This window comes from Halomonas sp. MCCC 1A11062, assembly GCF_021404355.1.
In the GTDB taxonomy this organism is placed as follows: domain Bacteria; phylum Pseudomonadota; class Gammaproteobacteria; order Pseudomonadales; family Halomonadaceae; genus Halomonas; species Halomonas aerodenitrificans.
Genome location: NZ_JABFTW010000011.1, coordinates 89,285 through 108,964 on the forward strand (window position 1 = coordinate 89,285; position 19,680 = coordinate 108,964).

Consider the following 19,680-nt stretch of genomic DNA (forward strand, 5'->3'; position numbering starts at 1 on the left):
GAGTCCTCATGTACCTACCCCGTACACTGCGGCTCCTCTTTATCGGACGCCTTGCCCTCACGCGGCTCGCTGGCGCAGAAGCTCACAGTCCTTATCCCGACTTACGGGGGGAATAAAAAATGTTTCTGATCTACTGCCCCTACTGCGAGGAGCATCGCGAGGAAGAGGAGTTCCGGCCCAAGGGCCAGGCCCATATCCTGCGCCCCAAGGACCCCGAAGCCTGCAGCGACGAGGAGTGGGGCGACTACCTGTTCTTTCGTGACAATCCGCGCGGCATCCACCACGAGCTGTGGGTGCACGCCGTCGGCTGTCGCAAGTTCTTCAACGTCACGCGCAATACCGTGATCTACGAGATTCTCGAAACCTACAAGATGGGCGAGCGGCCCCGCATCACCGCCGAGAGCCTGGCGGGTGGCGAAATCCAGGGCAACGTGCAGGTCGCCAGCGGCGGACAACAGACCGTGGGCGCCAGCAACGCCGCAGTGGCATCGGTCAAGGGGGAGCAGGCATGAGCAAGTCCGTGACACAGCCGAATCGTCTCGCAGAGGGCGGGCGTATCGATCGCTCGCGCAAGCTCGGCTTCACCTTCAACGGCCAGCACTATCAGGGCCATGCCGGTGACACCCTGGCCTCGGCGCTGCTGGCCAACGGCGTGGATATCGTCAACCGCAGCTTCAAGTACTCGCGCCCGCGGGGCATCGTCGCCGCTGGTACCGAGGAGCCCAACGCGCTGGTCCAGCTGGGTAGCACCGAAGCCGCCCAGGTGCCCAACGTGCGTGCCACCCAGCAGGCGCTGTTCGACGGCCTCGTGGCGCGCAGCACCAACGGCTGGCCGAACGTGCAGCGCGACGTCATGAGTCTGGTGGGCAAGCTGGGCGGGCGCTTCATGCCGCCGGGCTTCTACTACAAGACCTTCATGGCGCCGGCCTCCATGTGGATGACCTATGAGAAGTACATCCGCAAGGGCGCAGGTTTGGGCCGCAGCCCCATGGAAGCCGATCCGGACAGCTACGATCACCTCAACCAGCACTGCAACCTGCTGGTGATCGGTGCCGGCCCCGCCGGCCTGGCGGCGGCGCTGACCGCGGCTCGCAGCGGCGCCCGGGTGATCCTGGCCGATGAGCAGGAAGAGATGGGCGGTTCGCTGCTCGACAGCCGTGAACTGCTCGATCAGCAGCCGGCCGCCAAGTGGGCGGAGCGCGTGCTGGAGGAACTCGCCGGGCTGGACAACGTCACGTTGCTGCCCCGCACCACCGCCAACGGTTACCACGACCACCATTTTGTCACGCTGCACGAGCGGCGCACGGAGCACCTGGGCGAGACGGCACCGCTGGTCGACGGCCATCGCGGCGTGCGTTCGCGCATGCACCGAGTGCGCGCCGGTCAGGTGCTGCTGGCCACTGGCGCCCATGAGCGGCCGCTGGTCTACGCCAACAACGACGTGCCGGGCAACCTGCTGGCCGGTGCGGTATCCACCTACATCCGCCGCTACGGCGTGGTGCCGGGCAACAAGCTGGTGCTCTCCACCAGCAACGATCACGCCTATCGTGCCGCGCTCGACTGGGTCGAAGCGGGTCGTGAGGTGGTGGCCATCGTCGACGCCCGTGCCAATCCGCAGGGCGACTGGATCGACGCCGCCAAGGCCAAGGGCATTCGTATCATCACCGGCAGCGCGGTGATCGAGGCCAAGGGCGAGAAGCGCGTCAGCGCGGCCCGCGTGGCCAAGATCGACCTCGCTGCCTTCAAGGTCACCGGCCAGGCCGAGACCCTGGCCTGCGACACCATCGCCAGCTCCGGCGGCTACAGCCCGGTGATCCACCTGGCCTCGCACACCGGCGCGCGGCCGACCTGGAACGAAGAGATCCTCGGGTTCGTGCCCAGCCTGGTGAAAGGCGTGCACGCTGCCGGCAGCGCCCGCGGCATCCACGACCTGGGTGCAGGCATGGCCGATGGCGTGGCCATGGCTTCCCAGGCACTGGAAGCACTGGGGCATTCGGCCAAGGCGGTCGAGCTGCCGCAGGTCGACGCCCGCCGCGAGGGAGCGGCCTGTGCGCTGTATCAGGTGCCTCACGAGAAGCCGACCCTGCGCGCGCCCAAGCAGTTCGTCGATCTGCAGAACGACGTCACCGCCGGGGGCATCGAACTGGCGACGCGTGAGGGCTTCGAGTCTATCGAGCACGTCAAGCGCTACACCGCCATGGGCTTCGGTACCGACCAGGGCAAGCTCGGCAACATCAACGGCATGGCCATTGCCGCGCGCTGTCTGGGCAAGACGATTCCCGAGGTGGGCACCACCGTGTTCCGCCCCAACTACACGCCGGTCACCTTCGGTGCCATCGCCGGTCGCCACTGCCGCGACCTGTTCGACCCCGAGCGCTACACCGCACTGCACCAGTGGCACGTGGAGAGTGGCGCCGAGTCCGAGGACGTCGGCCAGTGGAAGCGCCCCTGGTACTTCCCCCAGGTCGTCAACGGCAAGAAGGAGACCATGCACGAGGCGGTAGCCCGCGAGTGCCGGGCGGTGCGCGAGAAAGTCGGCATCCTCGATGCCTCGACCCTGGGCAAGATCGACATCCAGGGCCCCGACGCTCGCGAGTTCCTGGGGCGCGTCTACACCAACAAGTGGGAAAAGCTGGCCGTCGGCAAGTGCCGCTACGGACTGATGTGCAAGGACGACGGCATGGTCACCGATGACGGTGTGACCAGCTGTCTGGCCGAGAACCACTTCCTGATGACCACCACCACCGGCGGTGCCGCCGCAGTGCTGGAGTGGCTGGAACTGTGGCATCAGACCGAATGGCCCGAGCTCAACGTGACCTTCACCTCGGTGACCGATCACTGGGCGACTATGACGATCACCGGCCCCGAGGCGCGCAACCTGCTGGCCGAGATCACCGACATCGATCTCGACCGCGACACGTTCAAGTTCATGGACTGGCGGGCTGGCAAGGTCGCCGGGGTACCGGCGCGGGTGTTCCGCATCTCCTTCACCGGCGAGCTGACCTACGAGATCAACGTCCAGGCCAACTACGCCATGCACGTGTGGAAGACGCTGTTCGAGCACGGCGAGAAGTACGGCCTGACCCCCTACGGCACCGAGACCATGCACGTGCTGCGCGCGGAGAAGGGCTTCATCATCGTCGGCCAGGACACCGACGGCTCGGTGACGCCGGAAGACCTGGGCATGCAGTGGTGCGTGGGCTACGACAAGCCGTACTCGTGGATCGGCAAGCGCGCGCTGACGCGCAGCGACACCCGTCGCACGGACCGCAAGCAGTTGGTCGGTCTCAAGCCCAAGGACCCGAAGGTGGTGCTGGAGGAGGGCGCGCAGATCGTCTTCGACCCGAAGCACGCCATTCCCATGCCGATGGCGGGCCACGTGACCTCGAGCTACTACAGCCCGACCCTGGACTCAGGCTTCGCCCTGGCCGTGGTCAAGGGCGGTCAGCAGAAGATGGGTGAGACCGTCTACCTGCCCATGGCCGACGGCCAGGTCCATGAGGCCGAAATCGTCAGCCCGATCTTCGTCGACCCCAAGGGAGAGCGCCAGAATGTCTAACCCTGTCGTTGCCAAGGCCCGTACCTTCGATACCCGCACCGAGGCCAACATCCCGGTGGAATCGCCGCTGGCCTACTCCTACCAGCGTTCGGGGGCTCCGGCCCCCAGCGCCAAGAGCCGGGTGGTACTGCGCGAGCGGCCCTTCCTCGGTCATCTGGTGCTGCGCGGCGGTGCCATCGTGCTCGACGAGGCCGTGCGCGCGGTGCTGGGCTTCGGCCTGCCGGCACGGCCCAACACCCTCAGCCATAGCGAAGATGGCGAACGTTCGATCCAGTGGCTCTCGCCCGATGAGTGGCTGCTGATCGTACCCGGTGGCGAAGAGTTCGAGCTGGAGGGTGCACTGCGTAACGCCCTGGGCGATGCCCACTATGCCATCGTCAACGTCAGCGGCGGCCAGACGCTGCTCGAGCTGTCGGGCGAGAAGGCGCGTGAGCTGCTGATGAAGTCGACGCCCAGCGACGTGCACCCCGAGGCCTTCCCGGTGGGCAAGGGCGTGACCGCGGTGTTCGCCAAGGCCAACCTGATACTGCGCCGTCCCACGGATACCCGTTGGGAGCTGGTGCTGCGCCGCAGCTTCTCCGACTACTGCTATCGCTGGCTGCTGGACGCCGGCGCGGAGTACGCCATCGGCGTGGAACGGTAACGAGACATCGCGTTTGCCAGGCGCGTTTGGCCGGGGGGTTCCCCCGGCCCTTTTTCCACTCGCCGCCGAAGCGCCGGAGGGAGCAGCATGAAGCGACACGACGACATCTGGATCATGGCCGCGCAGTGCCCCAGCCGCCTGGGTACCGTGGACGTGGTGACCCGCTTCCTCAAGGAGCGGCGCTGCTACATCACCGAGCAGCAATCCTTCGACGACCGCTTGAGCGGCCAATTCTTCATTCGCACCGAATTCCGCCCCGAAGAGGCCGGCTTCGACGCCGACACCTTCCAGGCGGGCTTCGCCGAGCGGGCCGCCGAGTTCGAGATGCGCTTCGAGCTGACGCCGCCGGGGCGGCTGATGCCGGTGGTGATCATGGTCTCCAAGGCCGACCACTGCCTCAACGACCTGCTCTATCGCTACCGTACCGGGCAACTGCCCATCGATATCCGCGCCATCGTCTCCAACCATCCCGACCTGGCGTCGCTGGCGGAGTGGCACGGCATCCCCTATCACCACTTCCCGATCACCGCCGAGACCAAGCCCGAGCAGGAGGCCCAGGTGTGGCGGGTGGTGGAGGAGAGCGGCGCTGAGCTGGTGATCCTGGCGCGCTACATGCAGGTACTGTCGAGCGAGATGAGCGCCAGGCTCTCGGGCCGGGCGATCAACATCCACCACTCGCTGCTGCCCGGCTTCAAGGGCGCGCGCCCCTACCACCAGGCCTATGACAAGGGCGTCAAGCTGGTCGGTGCCACGGCCCACTACATCAACGACGACCTCGACGAGGGGCCGATCATCACCCAGGGCGTCGAGCCGGTCAGTCATGCCGACTACCCGGAGGACCTGGTCGCCAAGGGCCGCGACATCGAATGTCTGACCCTGGCCCGGGCGGTAGCGCTGCACGTGGAGCGGCGCGTGTTTCTGAACAGGAACCGTACCGTGGTATTCCAGCGCTAGGCTATGCCCGAAAACTGGCTGCGCTTGGCCATACAGCGTTAAAAATCAGCTTAAAGTACTCATTTACACTCCGTAAACTCCGTCTTTTCGCTGATTTTTGCCTTGTCTGGCCTTCGCTCGCCGACTTTTCAGACAAAGCCTCGGACACATTGAGTCCGCGACCGGGGCAGGCTAGCTTGGTGGGCAAAATGACTGCCCACCAGGAGATCCCGCATGACTGCCCCCTTCGACGAGCACGACCCTTACCTGTGGCTGGAAGAGGTCGAGGGCGAGCGCGCCCTGACCTGGGTCGAGCAGCGCAATGCAGAGAGCCAGGCCAGGCTCGCCGATGCGCCGGGCTTCAGCGCGCTGCGCGACGACCTGCAGGCGATCCTCGAGGCCGACGACCGCATCCCCTTCGTGGTCAAGCGCGGTGAGCACTTCTACAACTTCTGGCAGGACCGCGACCATCCCCGTGGGCTGTGGCGGCGTACCACGCTCGAGGAGTACCGCAAGGCGCGGCCCAAGTGGGAGGTGCTGATCGACCTCGACGCGCTCAACGCCGAGGAAGGCGAGAACTGGGTCTGGCACGGCGCCCACTGCCTGCGGCCTGAATCGCCCGACCAACCCTGGCGTCACTGCCTGATCTCGCTCTCCCGCGGCGGCGCCGACGCCGACGTCACCCGTGAGTTCGACCTGGTGGAGAAGCGCTGGGTCGAGCAGGGCTTCTACCGCCCCGAGGCCAAGGGAGGCCTGGGCTGGATCGACCGCGACACGGTCTACGTTCAGACCGACTTCGGCGCAGGCTCGATGACCAGCTCCGGTTACCCGCGCATCGTCAAGCAGTGGCGACGCGGCACGCCGATGGCCGATGCCGAGACGGTGTTCGAAGCCGAGCCCGACGACATGGCCGTAGGTGCCGCGCACGACTCCACCCCTGGCTTCGAGCGCGACTTCGTCAGCCGCGCCCGGGCCTTCTACGACAATGAGCTCTACCTGCGCCAGGCCGACGGCAGCCTCACCCGCATCGAGGTGCCCAATTCGGCCCACAAGCAGGTGCACCGCGAGTGGCTGTTGGTGGAGCTGCGCGAGCCCTGGGAGGTGGCGGGTACCACTCATCCCGCCGGCGCGCTGCTGATCGCCGACTTCGACGCCTACATGAACGGTGAGCGCGAGCTGCGTGTGCTGTTCACCCCCACCGAGCGCACCTCGCTCTCCGACGCTACCTGGACCCGCCGCCACCTGATTCTCAACGTGCTCGACGACGTCAAGCACCGGCTCTACGTGCTCACGCCGAGCGCAGGCCAGTGGCAGCCCGAGCCCCTGGAGGGCGTGCCGACGCTGGGCAGCGTCAGCGTGAGCGCGGTGGACGATGAGGAGAGCGACGAGGTGTTCGTCATCGTCAGCGACTACCTCACGCCGACCACGCTGCTGCACGGTCGGGTCGGCGAGGAGCTCGAGACGCTCAAGCAGGCCCCGGCGCTGTTCGACGCCGAAGGGCTCGAGGTGACCCAGCACTTCGCCACCAGCCGCGATGGCACGCCGATTCCCTATTTCCAGGTGGCGCGGCGTGACCTCGAGCCAAGCGGCGAGCATCCGACCCTGCTCTACGGCTACGGCGGCTTCGAGGTGCCGCTGCTGCCCGGCTACAGCCCCGGGGTGGGGCGCGCCTGGCTCAGCCAGGGGGGCGTCTACGTGGTGGCCAACATCCGAGGCGGCGGCGAGTACGGCCCGCGCTGGCACCAGGCGGCGCTGCGCGAGAAGCGCCACAAGGCCTTCGAGGACTTCGCCGCCGTGGCCGAACATCTGATCGAACGCGGCGTCACCTCAGCGCGGCGGCTGGGCATTCAGGGCGGCTCCAACGGCGGCCTGCTGGTGGGCAACATGCTCACCCGCTACCCGCAACTGCTCGGCGCCGTGGTGTGCCAGGTGCCGCTGCTCGACATGCGCCGCTACCACTTGCTGTTGGCTGGCGCCTCGTGGATGGCCGAGTACGGCGACCCCGAGAGCGACGACTGGCAGTTCCTGCGCGATGTCTCGCCCTATCACAACCTCAAGCCCGGGGCGCAGTATCCGCCCATGCTGCTGATGACCAGCACCCGCGACGACCGCGTCCACCCCGGCCACGCGCGCAAGATGATGGCGCGCATGAGCGAGCAGGGGCATGCAGCGCTCTACTACGAGAACATCGAAGGCGGCCACGGCGGCGCCGCCGACAACCGTCAGCGCGCCCATATGCAGGCGCTGGCGTTCACGTTCCTGAGTCAGACGTTAATCGATGAGATTTCGGATACTTAGCTTGTAACCGATTTGTTCTAGTTGTCCTGTTCGGCATCCCAATGGCTGCGCCATGATGATGCCGAAAGCCACTCATTGCGCACTATGCGTGCGCAATGAGGCGGCTGACGGTCGAGGATCGCTTCCTGTCGGGTTGACCTTTCCCTTATTCGAATCATGCAGATGGGCGGCAAGTCGCGCCGAATGGCACGCGCACTGCAAATCAATGGGTGAAGGTAATGACCGGATAGTACAAGTACAACCCACCCTGACCGGAGGTGACTGGACATGATGAACTGGAAACGACTCATCGGCTGCAGTTCGTTGGGAATACTCTTTCTGCTAAGTAACCCTGCCTTGGCGGAGCGCATCACCATTGGTATCGGCCACCAGAGCATGGTGACCAATACCGTGGCCGGCGGTATCGTGCTGGAGAAACTTGGCCTCATCGAAAAATATCTTCCTACGGATGGGGATTACGCCGATGCCGAGTACGAAATCATCTTTCGCGACTATGATTCAGGCCCGCCCATCACCAACCAGATGATGGCGGGCAACCTCGAGTTCGGCGTGATGGGCGACTATCCGCTGATCGTCAATGGGGCCAACTTCCAGGCCACCGGCCGACATGAAACCCGCTTCATTACCGTGACCGGGTACAACCGCCAGGGAACCGGCAACGGTATCGTGGTGCCGGTGGCCTCCGACGTGCACTCCCTCGAAGAGCTGGCAGGCAAGCGCATTTCCACGCCGGTGGGCAGTGCCGCCTGGGGCATGACGCTCAAGGCCCTGCGCGATGCAGGACTCGATGGGCAGATCGCCATCGTCGACCAGAGCCCGCCGGTGGGGGTGGCCAACATCGCCGGCAACCGTATCGATGCCCATGCCGACTTCGGCCCCTGGTCGGAGGTGATGGAGTTCCGCGGTACCGGGCGCAAGATCTTCGACGGCAGCGAAGCCGGTGTGCCGACCTTCCACGGCATCGTGGTGCGCAAGGCATTTGCCGATCGCTACCCGGAGGTGGTTGAGGCCGTGCTGCAGGCAACCCTCGAGGCGCAGCAGTGGATCAGAGAGGATCCGATGCGTGCCGCCACGCAGCTCAGCGAGTGGACCGGTGTGGCCAAGGAGGTGCTCTACCTCTACCTCAGCGAGGGGGGAATCAGCACCCTGGATGCCACCATCAAGCCCGAGTGGGTCGAGGCGCTGCAGTACGATCACGCCCTGCTGCAGGAGGAGCGCAACATCCCTGACCTCGATTTCGACGCCTGGGTCGACGACAGCTACATCCGTAGCGCCTATGCGGCGTCCGGGCTGGACTATGCCGCCGACCTGGAGCGCATGGTCACGCCCATGGCGCAGAACCCGGATCTCAGCCCGGCCCAGATATGGTTCGCCGACGAGGGTATCGTCGAGTACGAAAGTGTTGCCGACATGGTGGCGGCCTACCGTACGGCGGACAGCGAAGGGCGAGAGGTCTACTCCACCTATGTCTACGATCACCACAGCGGGATCAAGATGTTCGGCAAGGCCGCCTTTCTTGCCGAAATGCCGGATGGTGAAGTGGTGGCCTTCATGAAGAGGGACGACTCGCTGGCATACGTCGCCGATAACGGTGGAGAAATGATTGCCTTGGCCGCTTCAGGTGACGAGTCACTCGCCATGAAATAAATGAAGTGAACCTCAGTCGGATTTCTTCCTTTTTTAAAGTATGAGAAAGGCGGGCGCGGAATTCTCCGCGCCCTTTTTATTGTCGGGCGATATGAGGGTTTTTCGCCTTTCTGGCGTTATGAGTTGTTCTACTTGTATTGGATTAAGAGGGCGGGACTCAGAATAAATGCATCAGTCTGATGCTTGTCAATTCCGATATGCACCACGCGGGCGCGCAGGTCAATTACTGAGGAGCCGTATCTTCGATTGGGTTAAAAATAAAAACTCCTTTTGGATTAAATCCTTGGCATCGATATGCAGAGTGTTGGCACGGCTGATGCAGCTTACTGAGTAAACGATATGACCTGATAGTACAAGCTTCGCCCCCGGCAACAACGACACAACAAGCGCCGGTTTCACTACCCACAGCGTTGCGCAGACAGCGCTCCCGTGACGAGAGGTGACCTCATGAGCTTGAACCCCAGTCCTCGCCCACCACTGCCCGAGGCCGTTGCATCAGGCCCGTTCGAGAGCGTAGAGCGCTCTGCCGCCAAACCGGCGCCAGCCGAGGCGCAGCCGGCCGTCGATGGCGCGGTTGGCTACCGGCGCCTTTTGCCCGTGGACTGGGACCGCTACCTGGTCCGCATCGGAGCCCTGCTGGTGGCAGCGCTGGGCTGGCATCTCGCCTCGACCTACGGCTTCGACTTCTTCGTTCGCTTCGACAACGTACCGGGGCCGCTGGTAGTGGGAGCGGAGTTTTTGGCTCAGGCCTCGAGTCAGGAGTTCTACGTACATATTTTCCATAGCATGCAGCGTATCGCCATGGCGTACGGACTGGCCGTGGTGCTCGGAGTGACGCTGGGGGTTCTCATGGGCCGCTCGCGCTTCGCCGAGGACCTGATCCTGCCCTACATCGAGATCCTGCGGCCGATCCCGGCGGTAGCCTGGATTCCGCTGGCGATCCTGATGATGCCTACCGAGCAGGCGAGCATCGTCTTCATCACCTTCCTCGGCGCGCTGTTTCCCATCGTGATCAACACCGTGCACGGCGTCGAGCAGACCCCCAAGGTGCTGGTGCGTGCCGCCCGCAGCCTGGGGGCGAGCAACGCCGCGATTCTCTGGCACGTGGTGCTGCCCGGCGCGCTGCCGAGCATCGTCGCGGGGCTCGCCATCGGTATGGGGGTGGCGTGGTTCTCGCTGCTGGCGGGCGAGATCATCAGCGGTCAGTACGGGATCGGCTACTTCACCTGGTCGGCCTACACCCTGGTGGAGTACCCCAAGATCATCATCGGGATGCTGGTCATCGGCGGGCTGGGCTCGCTGTGCACCCTGCTGGTCCGCAAGGCCTGCTCGCCGCTGCTGCGCTGGCAGACCGAGGGGGCCAAGTCATGATGCCGAGCAAGCTCAACCGTGCCGCCGTGGTCGAGCATCCCCACAGCTTCCGCCCGCGCAGCGCAGGCGGCAAGGGACGGATCAGCGTGCGCGACCTCGATATCGTCTTCGCCACCGGCAGCGGTCCTCAGCGTGCCGTGGCCTCCGCCAGCCTCGAAATTCAGCCGGGCGAGTTCGTCTCGCTGCTGGGCCCCTCCGGCTGCGGCAAGTCGACCCTGATGAACAGCGTGGCCGGCTTCGTCAAGCCGACCCGGGGCGAGGTGCTGCTCGACGGCCACAGCATCGTCAAGCCTGGCCCCGACCGCGGCATGGTGTTCCAGCAGCATTCGCTGTTTCCGTGGAAGACGGTGAAACAGAACGTCGCCTTCGGCCCGCTGATGGCCGGCGCGGGGGCGCGCGAGGCCGAGAGCGTGGCCAATACCTTTCTCGCGCTGGTGGGGCTGTCGCGCTACGCCAACGCCTTTCCCACCACGCTCTCCGGCGGCATGCAGCAGCGTGTGGGTATCGCCCGGGCGCTGGCCAACTACCCCAGCGTGCTGCTGATGGACGAGCCCTTTGGCGCCCTGGATGCCCAGACCCGCAGCATGATGCAGGAGAACCTGCTGGAGATCTGGGGCGAGTTCAAGAACACGGTGCTGTTCGTCACCCACGACATCGACGAGGCGGTGTTCCTCTCCGACCGCATCGTGGTCATGAGCGCGAGCCCCGGCCGCATCATCGCCGACATCCCCGTGCGGCTGCCGCGCCCGCGCACCCAGGAGCTGCTCACCACGCCCGACTTCATGGCGATCAAGCGCGAGTGTCTCGCCCTGATTCGCGAGCAGACGCTGCGTGCCTTCGAACAGCAGAACCAGGCGAGTTGAGCCGGGATGGCAGGCACATTCGGCGCTCGAGTCGACATGACATGTCATGACAAGAGGCAACGACCATGAAGAGCCAGGAACTCAAGCTGCAGCCGGGCGACTCGCCGCAGCCGCTCTACGTGCAGATCCGCGACACCCTGCGGCGCAACATCCTCGATGGCAGCTACTCGCCCCACGAGCGGCTGCCGTCGGAGAACACGCTGATGAAGAGCTTCGGCGTGAGCCGTATCACCATTCGCCAGGCCCTGCGTGACCTGCACAACGAGGGGCTGGTGTTCAGCGCCCAGGGCAAAGGGACATTCGTCAGCAAGCCCAAGGCGGTGCAGAACGTGCAGCGTCTGCAGGGCTTCGGCGAGGCCATGGCGGCACAGGGGTACGAGGCCACTGCGCGGTTGCTGTCGATCCAGGAGTGCAAGCCGAGCAAGGCGGTGGCAGCCGCGCTCGGGCTGCGATCGGGCGATGCCGTGGTGGAGGTCAAGCGGGTGCGCTACCTCAATCGCGAGCCGGTCTCGCTGGAGAGCAGCTACTTCCCCATGGACATCGGCCGACGGCTGTTCGGCCAGGAACTCTCCGGCGACATCTTTCCCATGCTGGAGAACCGCTTCGGTATACCGCTGGGCGCGGCGGACATCGCCATCGACTCCACCCTCTGCGACGAGGAAACCCGGCACCACCTCAACCTCGGGATGGGCGAGCCCATCTTGCGGGTCGAGCGGTTGACTTTCGATCGGTCGGGGCGGCCGGTCGATTTCGAGTACCTCTGCTTCCGCGGGGACGCCTTCAAATACCAATTCCGAGTGGATCGGAAAACGGAGGAATCATGAACGCAAGCGACATTCCCGTCATCGACGTCGACGTGCTGGTCATTGGCGGCGGCACCGCCGGCCCCATGGCGGCCGTGACCGCCAAGGAGCAGGACCCGAATCTTAAGGTGATGCTGTTGGAAAAGGCCAACGTCAAGCGCTCCGGCGCCATCTCCATGGGCATGGATGGGCTCAACAACGCCATCGTTCCCGGCCACTCGACGCCCGAGCAGTACGTCAAGGAGATCACCATCGCCAACGACGGCATCGTCCACCAGCCGGCGCTGATGGCCTATGCCCAGCGCTCCTTCCCGATGATCGAGAAGCTCGACTCCTGGGGCGTGCACTTCCAGAAGGACGAGACCGGCGACTACGACATGAAGAAGGTCCACCACCTCGGCACCTACGTGCTGCCGATGCCGGAGGGCCACAACGTCAAGAAGATCCTCTATCGCCGCCTGCGTCGCCACCGGGTGCAGATCGAGAACCGCTACCAGGCCACCCGCCTGCTCAAGGATGGCGACGGCAGGATTGCCGGAATGATCGGGGTCAATACGCGAACCGCCGAGCCGATCATCATCCGCGCCAAGGCGGTGATCATGGCCACCGGGGCCGCCGGACGCATCGGCCTGCCGACGTCGGGCTATCTGTTCGGCACCTACGAGAACCCGTCCAACAACGGCGACGGCCATGCCATGGCCTATCACGTCGGGGCCGACCTGGCGAACCTCGAGTGCTTCCAGATCAACCCGCTGCTCAAGGACTACAACGGCCCGGCCTGCGCCTACGTTACCGGCCCGCTCGGTGGCTTCACCGCCAACTCCCAGGGCGAGCGCTTCATCGAGTGCGACTACTGGTCGGGCCAGATGATGCTGGAGTTCTTCAAGGAACTGGAAGGCGGCAACGGCCCGGTGTTCCTCAAGCTCGATCACCTGGCCGAAGAGACCATCCAGGAGATCGAGACCGTCCTGCACACCAACGAGCGTCCCTCGCGCGGGCGTTTCCACGACGGACGCGAGACCGACTATCGCCAGCACATGGTCGAGATGCACATCTCCGAGGTCGGCTTCTGCTCGGGCCACTCCGCCTCGGGTGTGTGGGTCGACGAGACCGGCGCCACCACCGTGCCGGGCCTATATGGCGCCGGTGACATGGCCTCGGTGGCTCACTCCTACATGCTCGGCGCCTTCGTCTACGGCCAGATCTGCGGCGAGAGCGCGGCCGCTTTCGCCAAGGCGCGCAGCGAGATGCCCGCCCTCGACGAGGCCTTCATCGCCGCCGAGCTGGAGCGCATCCAGGCGCCGCTCAAGGTGACCGACGGCATTCCGCCGTCGCAGATGGAGTACAAGGTGCGCCGCCTGGTCAACGACTACCTGCAGCCGCCCAAGGTGACCAAGAAGATGGAGATCGGCCTGCAGCGCATCCTCGCGGTGCGCGAGGACCTGCCCCGCTTGCAGGCCACCGACCCCCACGAGCTGCTGCGCGCGATGGAGGTGCAATCGATCATCGACTGCGCCGAGATGGCTGCCCGCGCCTCGCTCTATCGCACCGAGTCGCGCTGGGGGCTCTACCACTATCGCGTCGATTGTCCCGAACAGAACGACGCCGAGTGGTTCTGCCATACCCGGCTGTACAAGGACGACAACGGCAACATGGCCCACGGCAAGCGCCCGGTGGCGCCCTATCTCGTCGAGCTCGGCGAGGAGAAGGACGCCTACCAGAAGCTGCGCGTGCAGAAGGCTGCCAACGCCTGAGTCCCAGGCCAAAGCACGGACAAATGAAGAGGAGAGAAACCATGCCGACTGCAACGCAACGCACCAGCGTTCCGGTGATCATCGACGAGGACAAGTGCATCGCCGACAAGGGCTGCACCGTATGCATCGACGTCTGCCCGCTCGACGTGCTGTGGATCAACCCGGCCACCGGCAAGGCGCACATGCGCTACGACGAGTGCTGGTACTGCATGCCCTGCGAGGCCGACTGCCCGACCGATGCCGTCAAGGTCGAAATTCCCTATTTGCTGCGCTGAGGTGTGCCCGATGAAACAGTACGACGATCCTGAGCTGCAGGAGATTGCCGAGAAGCTCACTGACCCGGACCCCGGCATTCGCCGCGTGGCGGTACTGGCGCTGGTCGACTCGGGCGAGCCCGAGGCCGCCGAACTGCTGATCCAGGCGCTCAAGGACGAAGACCCCGCGGTGCGCCAGGAGGCGGCCAAGGTGGTCGATGAGTTCGATGCCGAGGATATCGCCGATTCTCTGCTGGCGGCGCTGAGCGACGGCGATGAGGTGGTGCGCAACGCCGCCGCCCACGCCCTGGCCGATCTCAAGGACCCCAGTGTCGCGCCGCCGCTGCTCGCCGCACTGGAGCGCAGCACCGACCCCTTCGTGGTGGCCGGCATCCTGCGCGCGCTCAAGCCGCTGCGTGTGGCCGCGGCACAGACTCCGGCGCTGCACCGCTTGAGCGATGACGATGCCCGCGTGCGGCGTGAGGCGGTGGGCGTACTCGGTTGGCTCAAGGCCGTGGAGAACCTGCCGGCGCTGATCGATCGCGCCAGGAGCGATGCCGACCCCGAGGTGCGGCGTGCCGCCGCCGGCGCCCTGGTCTACGCCTCTGCGGAGCGGGTGGGTCCGCCGCTGGTGGCGATTCTCGCAGACCCGCACTGGCAGGTGCGCTGCGAGGCCGCCCTAGGCATCGGCAAGCTCGACTATCAGGCCGGGCTCGAAGCGCTGATCACCGCCAGCCGCGATGGGACCTGGCAGGTACGCGAGAAGGCTGCCGAAGCGCTGGGCAAGCTGGGCGGAGTGGCCGCCGTACCGGCGCTCGGCGAGTGCGCCCGGGATGCGATGAGCAACCTGCGCAAGGCGGCCATCGGCGCCCTTGGCACCATCGCCGAGCCGGAGTGCCGGCCGTACATCGAGCGGGCTCTCGACGACCCCGATCCGGACGTGCGTAAGCTGGCGCGCTGGGCGCAGTCGCAGCTCGACAACGCCGCCTAGAAGTCGGTCTACAAGCGACTGTGCGTCGGCGATGCCGCGTTGGAAGCACGCTCGCTTGTAGAGCGGTTCAGCTCGAACCCTTTAGAGGCAAAAACGACCATGACATACGTCGTCACTGAAAACTGCATCCGCTGCAAGTACACCGACTGCGTGGAAGTGTGCCCGGTGGACTGCTTCCACGAGGGCCCCAACTTCCTCGTCATCGATCCGGTGGAGTGCATCGACTGTTCGCTATGCGCTCCCGAGTGTCCGGCGGATGCCATCTACGCCGCTGACCAGCTGCCGCCCGACCAGGCGCACTTCCTCGAGATCAACGCCGAACTCGCCGAGGTGTGGCCGGTCATCACCGAAACCCGCCTGCCGCTGGGTGAGGCCGATGTTTGGGTCGACCGGGGGGAGAAGCTGCAGTACCTGGAGCGCTGAAGCATGCGCCAACTTGTCATGACGAGTTGCCGGGCACGCTTCGCACTGCTGGCCATCGTGCTGGGTGCCAGCGTCAACGACAGCGCCCGGCCGATGGTCGAGGCGGCCGTACCCGCGCCGCCTGCGGAGGTGCCGCTGCTGTGCCTGCGGGACCGGCAGCCCAACGACTCACGAACCTGATCGCCAGGAGGTTGCCATGAGCGCCATTGCCCATACACCGGAACATCTGCGCCATACCATTGCCCCGCCCGACGGGGTGCACCTCAATCGCCGCACCCGGGAGGTGGAGATCCGCTGGCCGGATGGCCGCACGGACACGCTCTCCTGCCTGGCGCTGCGGGCCGCCTGTGCCTGCTCGAGCTGTCTGCACGCCAAGCGTAGCGGCCGCCTGGCGTTGTACGACGCCGATATCACCGTGGTCGACGCCAAGCCCTTCGGCGTCAGCGGCTTGCAGCTGTTCTTCTCCGATGGCCACAGCCGGGGCGTGTTTCCCTGGGGCTATCTGCGCGAACTGGGCGAGACGGCGCGATGAACGCTCCCATGCCGCTCGCCGTGGCGCCGTCCTGGGCCGCGCTCAAGCGCCTCTATCCCGGGGTCTCGCTGTGCCTCGTACTGGCCCTGGCCGGCAGCTTCCTGGCCGAGCACTACGGTGCCCCGGCGCTGCTGCTCGCGCTGCTGCTGGGCTTCGGATTCGCCAGTCAGGCCGGTGAGGCGCGTCTGCAGGCCGGCGTCGGCTTCTGTGCCCGGCGGGTGCTGCGAATCGGCGTGGCCCTGCTCGGCGCGCGCATCGCTCTGACCCAGTTGCAGGAAGTGGGCTGGCTGCCGCTCGCGGTGGTGCTGGCCAGCGTGCCGCTGATCCTCGTCTCGGCGCTGGGGCTGGGGCGCTGGCTGGCTCTGCCAACGTCGCACAGTCTGGTGGCCGGCGCAGCGGTGGCGATTTGCGGTGTGTCGGCGGCAGTGGCAGTGGCCGCCGTGCTTCCCGCTGGCCGCCTCGAGGAGCGCCGTCTGCTGGGCGTGGTGGTGTGCGTCACCGCGCTGGGCACGCTTGCCATGCTCGGCCTGCCACCGCTCACCGCGCTGCTCGGCTACGGCGACATCGTCAGCGGGCTGTTCCTCGGTGCCACCATCCATGACGTGGCCCAGGCCGCCGGGGCGGGGTATCTCGTCTCCGACGCTGCCGGCGACGTGGCCACGCTGACCAAGCTGCTGCGCGTGGCGTTGCTGGTACCGCTGGTGCTGGCAATCGGCCTGCTGCTGCGTCGCGGCCAGAGCGGCAGCGGCGAATTTCCCTGGTTCCTGCTCGGCTTCGTCGTGCTGTTCGTTGCCAACAGCCTGGGGCTGCTGTCCCCGGGTCTGCGGGAACTGCTCATCAGCGCCTCGCAGTGGTGCCTGCTGGTGACCATGGCGGCGCTGGGCATGCGCACTTCGGTGCGCGACCTGCTGGCTCAGGGCTGGCGTCCGCTGTCGCTGCTCTGCGCGTTGAGTGCAGCGCTGGTACTGACCGTGATGGGACTGCTGGCACTGCTGCCGGTGGCCTGAACCGCATCGCTCGCGATGCAAGACGACTGGAGGAATTCCTCATGGCTGCTATCGGAACCGCCGACGTACTGAGCGTCCACCACTGGAACGACACCCTGTTCAGCTTCCGCACCACCCGCGACCAGGCGCTGCGCTTCGAGAACGGTCACTTCGTGATGATCGGGCTCGAAGTGGGTGGCAAGCCGCTGATGCGTGCCTACAGCATCGTCAGTGCCAATCATGACGACTATCTCGAGTTCCTCAGCATCAAGGTACCCGACGGACCGCTCACTTCGCGCCTGCAGCACCTCGAGGTGGGCGATCAGATCATGGTCAGCCGCAAGCCGGTGGGTACCCTGGTCATCCACGACCTGACCCCGGCCCGGCATCTCTACCTGCTGAGTACCGGCACGGGGCTGGCGCCGTTCATGAGCATCATCAAGGACCCGGAGGTCTACGAGCGCTTCGAGAAAGTCGTGCTGGTGCACTGCGTGCGCTACGTCAGCGAGCTGGCCTACCACGACCACATCACCCGGGAGCTGCCCGAGCATGAGTTCCTTGGCGAGGAGATTCGCGACAAGCTGATCTACTACCCCACCGTGACCCGCGAGCCGTTCCGCAACCAGGGCCGTATCACCACGCTGATCGAGAGCGGCAAGCTTTGCGACGACATCGGCCTGCCGCCGCTCAACCCCGAGACCGACCGGGTGATGCTGTGCGGCAGCCCCGCCATGCTCTCGGACCTTACCGCCATGCTCGACGACATGGGCTTCGAGGCCAGCCCACAGCAGGGCGAGCCGGGTGACTACGTCATCGAACGTGCCTTCGTCGAGAAGTGAGCGAGGGCCAGGGAATAGAGCCAGGAGAGTGCCATGAAGATCCTCGTCGCGGTCAAACGCGTCATCGACTACAACGTCAAGATCCGGGTCAAGGCGGATCACTCCGACGTCGACCTCACCAACGTCAAGATGGCCATGAACCCCTTCTGCGAGATCGCCGTGGAAGAGGCGGTGCGGCTGAAGGAAAAAGGCGTGGCCACCGAAGTGGTCGCCGTGACCATCGGCCCCAAGGCCGCCCAGGAGCAGCTGCGCACCGCGCTGGCGCTGGGCGCCGACCGGGCCATTCATATCGACACGTCAGCCGAGACCGAAGAGCGCGTCGAGTCGCTGGCCGCGGCCAAGCTGCTGGCCAAGGTGGTGGAAGAGGAGCAGCCGGTGCTGGTCATTCTCGGCAAGCAGGCCATCGACACCGACAACAACCAGACCGGCCAGATGCTGGCCGCATTGGCTGGCCTGCCCCAGGGCACCTTCGCCTCCGAGGTGAAAATCAGCGGTGACGGGGGCGATAAAAAGCTCCAGGTGACCCGCGAGATCGACGGTGGCCTGCAGACCGTCGAGCTGACCCTGCCGGCCATCGTCACCACCGACCTGCGCTTGAACGAGCCGCGCTACGCCAAGCTGCCCGACATCATGAAGGCCAAGAAGAAGCCGCTCGACGTCAAGAGCCCGGCCGACCTCGGCGTCGAGGTGGCCAGCAGGCTCACGCTGCTCAAGGTCGAATCGCCAGCCGAGCGCAAGGGCGGCATCAAGGTGGGCTCCGTCGACGAGCTCGTGGACAAGTTGAAGAGCGAAGCCAAAGTTTTTTCACAGGAGCCGATTTCATGAGCGTGCTCGTCCTTGCCGAACATCACGACGGCATCCTGGTTGGCGCCACCGCCCACGTGGTCGCCGCGGCCCTGAAGTTGAAAGCGTCCATCGGTGGCGACATCGACGTGCTGGTCGCCGGTGAGAACGTCGGCGCCGTGGCCGAGGCCGCTGCCAAGCTCGACGGCGTGAGCAAGGTCCGCGTGGCCGACAACGCCGTCTACGCCCACCAGTTGGCCGAGCCCCTGTCGGCGCTGCTGGTCGAGCTGGCCGATGGCTACAGTCACGTGCTGGCCGCCGCCTCCACCACCGGCAAGAACGTGCTGCCGCGGGTTGCCGCGCTGAAGGACGTCAGCCAGCTCTCCGAGATCGTCGAAGTGGTCGATGCCGACACCTTCAAGCGTCCGATCTACGCCGGCAACGCCATCGCCACGGTGAAAAGCGCCGACACCCTCAAGGTGATCACCGTACGCAGCACCGGCTTCGATGCCTGCCCTGATAGAGGGAGCGAAGGCGGTAGCGCTGCCGTCGAGAATGTCGATATCGTTGCCGACAATAGCCAGTCCACCTTCGTCAAGCAGGAGCTGGCCCAGAGCGACCGTCCCGAACTGGCGGCAGCCAAGGTGGTCATCTCCGGCGGTCGTGGCATGGGTAGCGGCGAGAACTTCAAGCTGCTCGACGGCATCGCCGACAAGCTGGGCGCCGCCATCGGTGCCTCTCGCGCCGCGGTGGACGCCGGCTTCGTGCCCAACGACATGCAGGTGGGGCAGACCGGCAAGATCGTCGCGCCGGAGCTCTACATTGCCGTAGGCATCAGCGGTGCCATCCAGCACCTGGCCGGCATGAAGGACTCCAAGGTGATCGTGGCGATCAACAAGGACGAAGAGGCACCGATCTTCCAGGTCGCCGATTATGGTTTAGTGGGCGACCTGTTCGAGATCCTACCGGCATTCGAGGAGCGACTGGACCAATGATCGGTA

General features: G+C 65.6%; 19 protein-coding genes. All 19 read left to right on the forward strand.

What is annotated here, in order from left to right:
* Positions 1-119: 119 nt before the first annotated feature.
* Positions 120-512, forward strand: a complete 393-nt coding sequence (locus tag HOP58_RS13675; protein ID WP_234260606.1) for a sarcosine oxidase subunit delta — start codon at positions 120-122, stop codon at positions 510-512.
* Positions 509-3,559, forward strand: coding sequence for a sarcosine oxidase subunit alpha family protein (locus HOP58_RS13680; protein WP_234260607.1), 3,051 nt, complete (start codon positions 509-511; stop codon positions 3,557-3,559). Before HOP58_RS13675 ends, HOP58_RS13680 begins: the two co-directional genes overlap by 4 nt.
* Positions 3,552-4,202 carry a sarcosine oxidase subunit gamma family protein gene (gene soxG / locus HOP58_RS13685; protein WP_234260608.1) on the forward strand — a complete coding sequence of 217 codons (651 nt, stop codon included), beginning with the start codon at positions 3,552-3,554 and terminating at the stop codon, positions 4,200-4,202. Before HOP58_RS13680 ends, soxG begins: the two co-directional genes overlap by 8 nt.
* An 87-nt stretch (positions 4,203-4,289) precedes the next feature.
* Positions 4,290-5,156: a formyltetrahydrofolate deformylase gene (gene purU, locus HOP58_RS13690; protein WP_234260609.1), complete on the forward strand. Its 867-nt coding sequence runs from the start codon at positions 4,290-4,292 to the stop codon at positions 5,154-5,156.
* Between the two features lie 213 nt (positions 5,157-5,369).
* The gene (locus tag HOP58_RS13695) at positions 5,370-7,433 is read left to right on the forward strand and encodes a prolyl oligopeptidase family serine peptidase (protein WP_234260610.1); all 2,064 of its coding nucleotides are present in this window, start codon (positions 5,370-5,372) and stop codon (positions 7,431-7,433) included.
* Between the two features lie 267 nt (positions 7,434-7,700).
* Positions 7,701-9,080: an ABC transporter substrate-binding protein gene (locus HOP58_RS13700; protein WP_234260611.1), complete on the forward strand. Its 1,380-nt coding sequence runs from the start codon at positions 7,701-7,703 to the stop codon at positions 9,078-9,080.
* Positions 9,081-9,527: 447 nt separating this feature from the next.
* The gene (locus HOP58_RS13705) at positions 9,528-10,451 is read left to right on the forward strand and encodes an ABC transporter permease (protein WP_010626280.1); all 924 of its coding nucleotides are present in this window, start codon (positions 9,528-9,530) and stop codon (positions 10,449-10,451) included.
* Entirely contained in the window at positions 10,448-11,314 is an 867-nt protein-coding gene (locus HOP58_RS13710; RefSeq protein ID WP_010626281.1) for an ABC transporter ATP-binding protein, read from the forward strand. Before HOP58_RS13705 ends, HOP58_RS13710 begins: the two co-directional genes overlap by 4 nt.
* Positions 11,315-11,379: 65 nt before the next feature.
* Entirely contained in the window at positions 11,380-12,138 is a 759-nt protein-coding gene (locus tag HOP58_RS13715) for a GntR family transcriptional regulator (RefSeq protein WP_010626282.1), read from the forward strand.
* Positions 12,135-13,871, forward strand: a complete 1,737-nt coding sequence (locus tag HOP58_RS13720) for a fumarate reductase/succinate dehydrogenase flavoprotein subunit (protein ID WP_010626283.1) — start codon at positions 12,135-12,137, stop codon at positions 13,869-13,871. Before HOP58_RS13715 ends, HOP58_RS13720 begins: the two co-directional genes overlap by 4 nt.
* A 41-nt stretch (positions 13,872-13,912) precedes the next feature.
* The gene (locus HOP58_RS13725; RefSeq protein WP_010626284.1) at positions 13,913-14,146 is read left to right on the forward strand and encodes a ferredoxin family protein; all 234 of its coding nucleotides are present in this window, start codon (positions 13,913-13,915) and stop codon (positions 14,144-14,146) included.
* A 10-nt stretch (positions 14,147-14,156) separates the two neighbouring features.
* Positions 14,157-15,116: a HEAT repeat domain-containing protein gene (locus tag HOP58_RS13730; protein WP_010626285.1), complete on the forward strand. Its 960-nt coding sequence runs from the start codon at positions 14,157-14,159 to the stop codon at positions 15,114-15,116.
* A gap of 99 nt (positions 15,117-15,215) precedes the next feature.
* A complete protein-coding gene (gene fdxA / locus HOP58_RS13735) occupies positions 15,216-15,539 on the forward strand; it encodes a ferredoxin FdxA (protein WP_010626286.1) in 324 nt (107 codons plus the stop codon).
* A gap of 3 nt (positions 15,540-15,542) precedes the next feature.
* Complete coding sequence (locus tag HOP58_RS13740; protein WP_158409631.1) at positions 15,543-15,719, forward strand: hypothetical protein; 177 nt, start codon at positions 15,543-15,545, stop codon at positions 15,717-15,719.
* A 16-nt stretch (positions 15,720-15,735) separates the two neighbouring features.
* Positions 15,736-16,071, forward strand: a complete 336-nt coding sequence (locus HOP58_RS13745; protein ID WP_010626287.1) for a DUF971 domain-containing protein — start codon at positions 15,736-15,738, stop codon at positions 16,069-16,071.
* The gene (locus HOP58_RS13750) at positions 16,068-17,078 is read left to right on the forward strand and encodes a putative sulfate exporter family transporter (protein ID WP_051004588.1); all 1,011 of its coding nucleotides are present in this window, start codon (positions 16,068-16,070) and stop codon (positions 17,076-17,078) included. Before HOP58_RS13745 ends, HOP58_RS13750 begins: the two co-directional genes overlap by 4 nt.
* A gap of 41 nt (positions 17,079-17,119) precedes the next feature.
* On the forward strand, positions 17,120-17,896 hold the full coding sequence (locus tag HOP58_RS13755; protein WP_010626289.1) for a ferredoxin--NADP reductase: 777 nt from the start codon (positions 17,120-17,122) through the stop codon (positions 17,894-17,896).
* Between the two features lie 33 nt (positions 17,897-17,929).
* Complete coding sequence (locus tag HOP58_RS13760) at positions 17,930-18,721, forward strand: electron transfer flavoprotein subunit beta/FixA family protein (RefSeq protein WP_010626290.1); 792 nt, start codon at positions 17,930-17,932, stop codon at positions 18,719-18,721.
* Positions 18,718-19,674: an FAD-binding protein gene (locus tag HOP58_RS13765; RefSeq protein ID WP_234260612.1), complete on the forward strand. Its 957-nt coding sequence runs from the start codon at positions 18,718-18,720 to the stop codon at positions 19,672-19,674. The genes HOP58_RS13760 and HOP58_RS13765 overlap by 4 nt, the downstream gene beginning before the upstream one ends.
* The last annotated feature ends 6 nt before the right edge of the window (positions 19,675-19,680 follow it).

Bases quoted from the DNA above. Each gene is read 5' to 3' on its own strand.
- HOP58_RS13675 (WP_234260606.1), top strand. From the start codon at position 120: ATGTTTCTGATCTACTGCCCCTACTGCGAGGAGCATCGCGAGGAAGAG.
- HOP58_RS13680 (WP_234260607.1), top strand. From the start codon at position 509: ATGAGCAAGTCCGTGACACAGCCGAATCGTCTCGCAGAGGGCGGGCGT.
- soxG (WP_234260608.1), top strand. From the start codon at position 3,552: ATGTCTAACCCTGTCGTTGCCAAGGCCCGTACCTTCGATACCCGCACC.
- purU (WP_234260609.1), top strand. From the start codon at position 4,290: ATGAAGCGACACGACGACATCTGGATCATGGCCGCGCAGTGCCCCAGC.
- HOP58_RS13695 (WP_234260610.1), top strand. From the start codon at position 5,370: ATGACTGCCCCCTTCGACGAGCACGACCCTTACCTGTGGCTGGAAGAG.
- HOP58_RS13700 (WP_234260611.1), top strand. From the start codon at position 7,701: ATGATGAACTGGAAACGACTCATCGGCTGCAGTTCGTTGGGAATACTC.
- HOP58_RS13705 (WP_010626280.1), top strand. From the start codon at position 9,528: ATGAGCTTGAACCCCAGTCCTCGCCCACCACTGCCCGAGGCCGTTGCA.
- HOP58_RS13710 (WP_010626281.1), top strand. From the start codon at position 10,448: ATGATGCCGAGCAAGCTCAACCGTGCCGCCGTGGTCGAGCATCCCCAC.
- HOP58_RS13715 (WP_010626282.1), top strand. From the start codon at position 11,380: ATGAAGAGCCAGGAACTCAAGCTGCAGCCGGGCGACTCGCCGCAGCCG.
- HOP58_RS13720 (WP_010626283.1), top strand. From the start codon at position 12,135: ATGAACGCAAGCGACATTCCCGTCATCGACGTCGACGTGCTGGTCATT.
- HOP58_RS13725 (WP_010626284.1), top strand. From the start codon at position 13,913: ATGCCGACTGCAACGCAACGCACCAGCGTTCCGGTGATCATCGACGAG.
- HOP58_RS13730 (WP_010626285.1), top strand. From the start codon at position 14,157: ATGAAACAGTACGACGATCCTGAGCTGCAGGAGATTGCCGAGAAGCTC.
- fdxA (WP_010626286.1), top strand. From the start codon at position 15,216: ATGACATACGTCGTCACTGAAAACTGCATCCGCTGCAAGTACACCGAC.
- HOP58_RS13740 (WP_158409631.1), top strand. From the start codon at position 15,543: ATGCGCCAACTTGTCATGACGAGTTGCCGGGCACGCTTCGCACTGCTG.
- HOP58_RS13745 (WP_010626287.1), top strand. From the start codon at position 15,736: ATGAGCGCCATTGCCCATACACCGGAACATCTGCGCCATACCATTGCC.
- HOP58_RS13750 (WP_051004588.1), top strand. From the start codon at position 16,068: ATGAACGCTCCCATGCCGCTCGCCGTGGCGCCGTCCTGGGCCGCGCTC.
- HOP58_RS13755 (WP_010626289.1), top strand. From the start codon at position 17,120: ATGGCTGCTATCGGAACCGCCGACGTACTGAGCGTCCACCACTGGAAC.
- HOP58_RS13760 (WP_010626290.1), top strand. From the start codon at position 17,930: ATGAAGATCCTCGTCGCGGTCAAACGCGTCATCGACTACAACGTCAAG.
- HOP58_RS13765 (WP_234260612.1), top strand. From the start codon at position 18,718: ATGAGCGTGCTCGTCCTTGCCGAACATCACGACGGCATCCTGGTTGGC.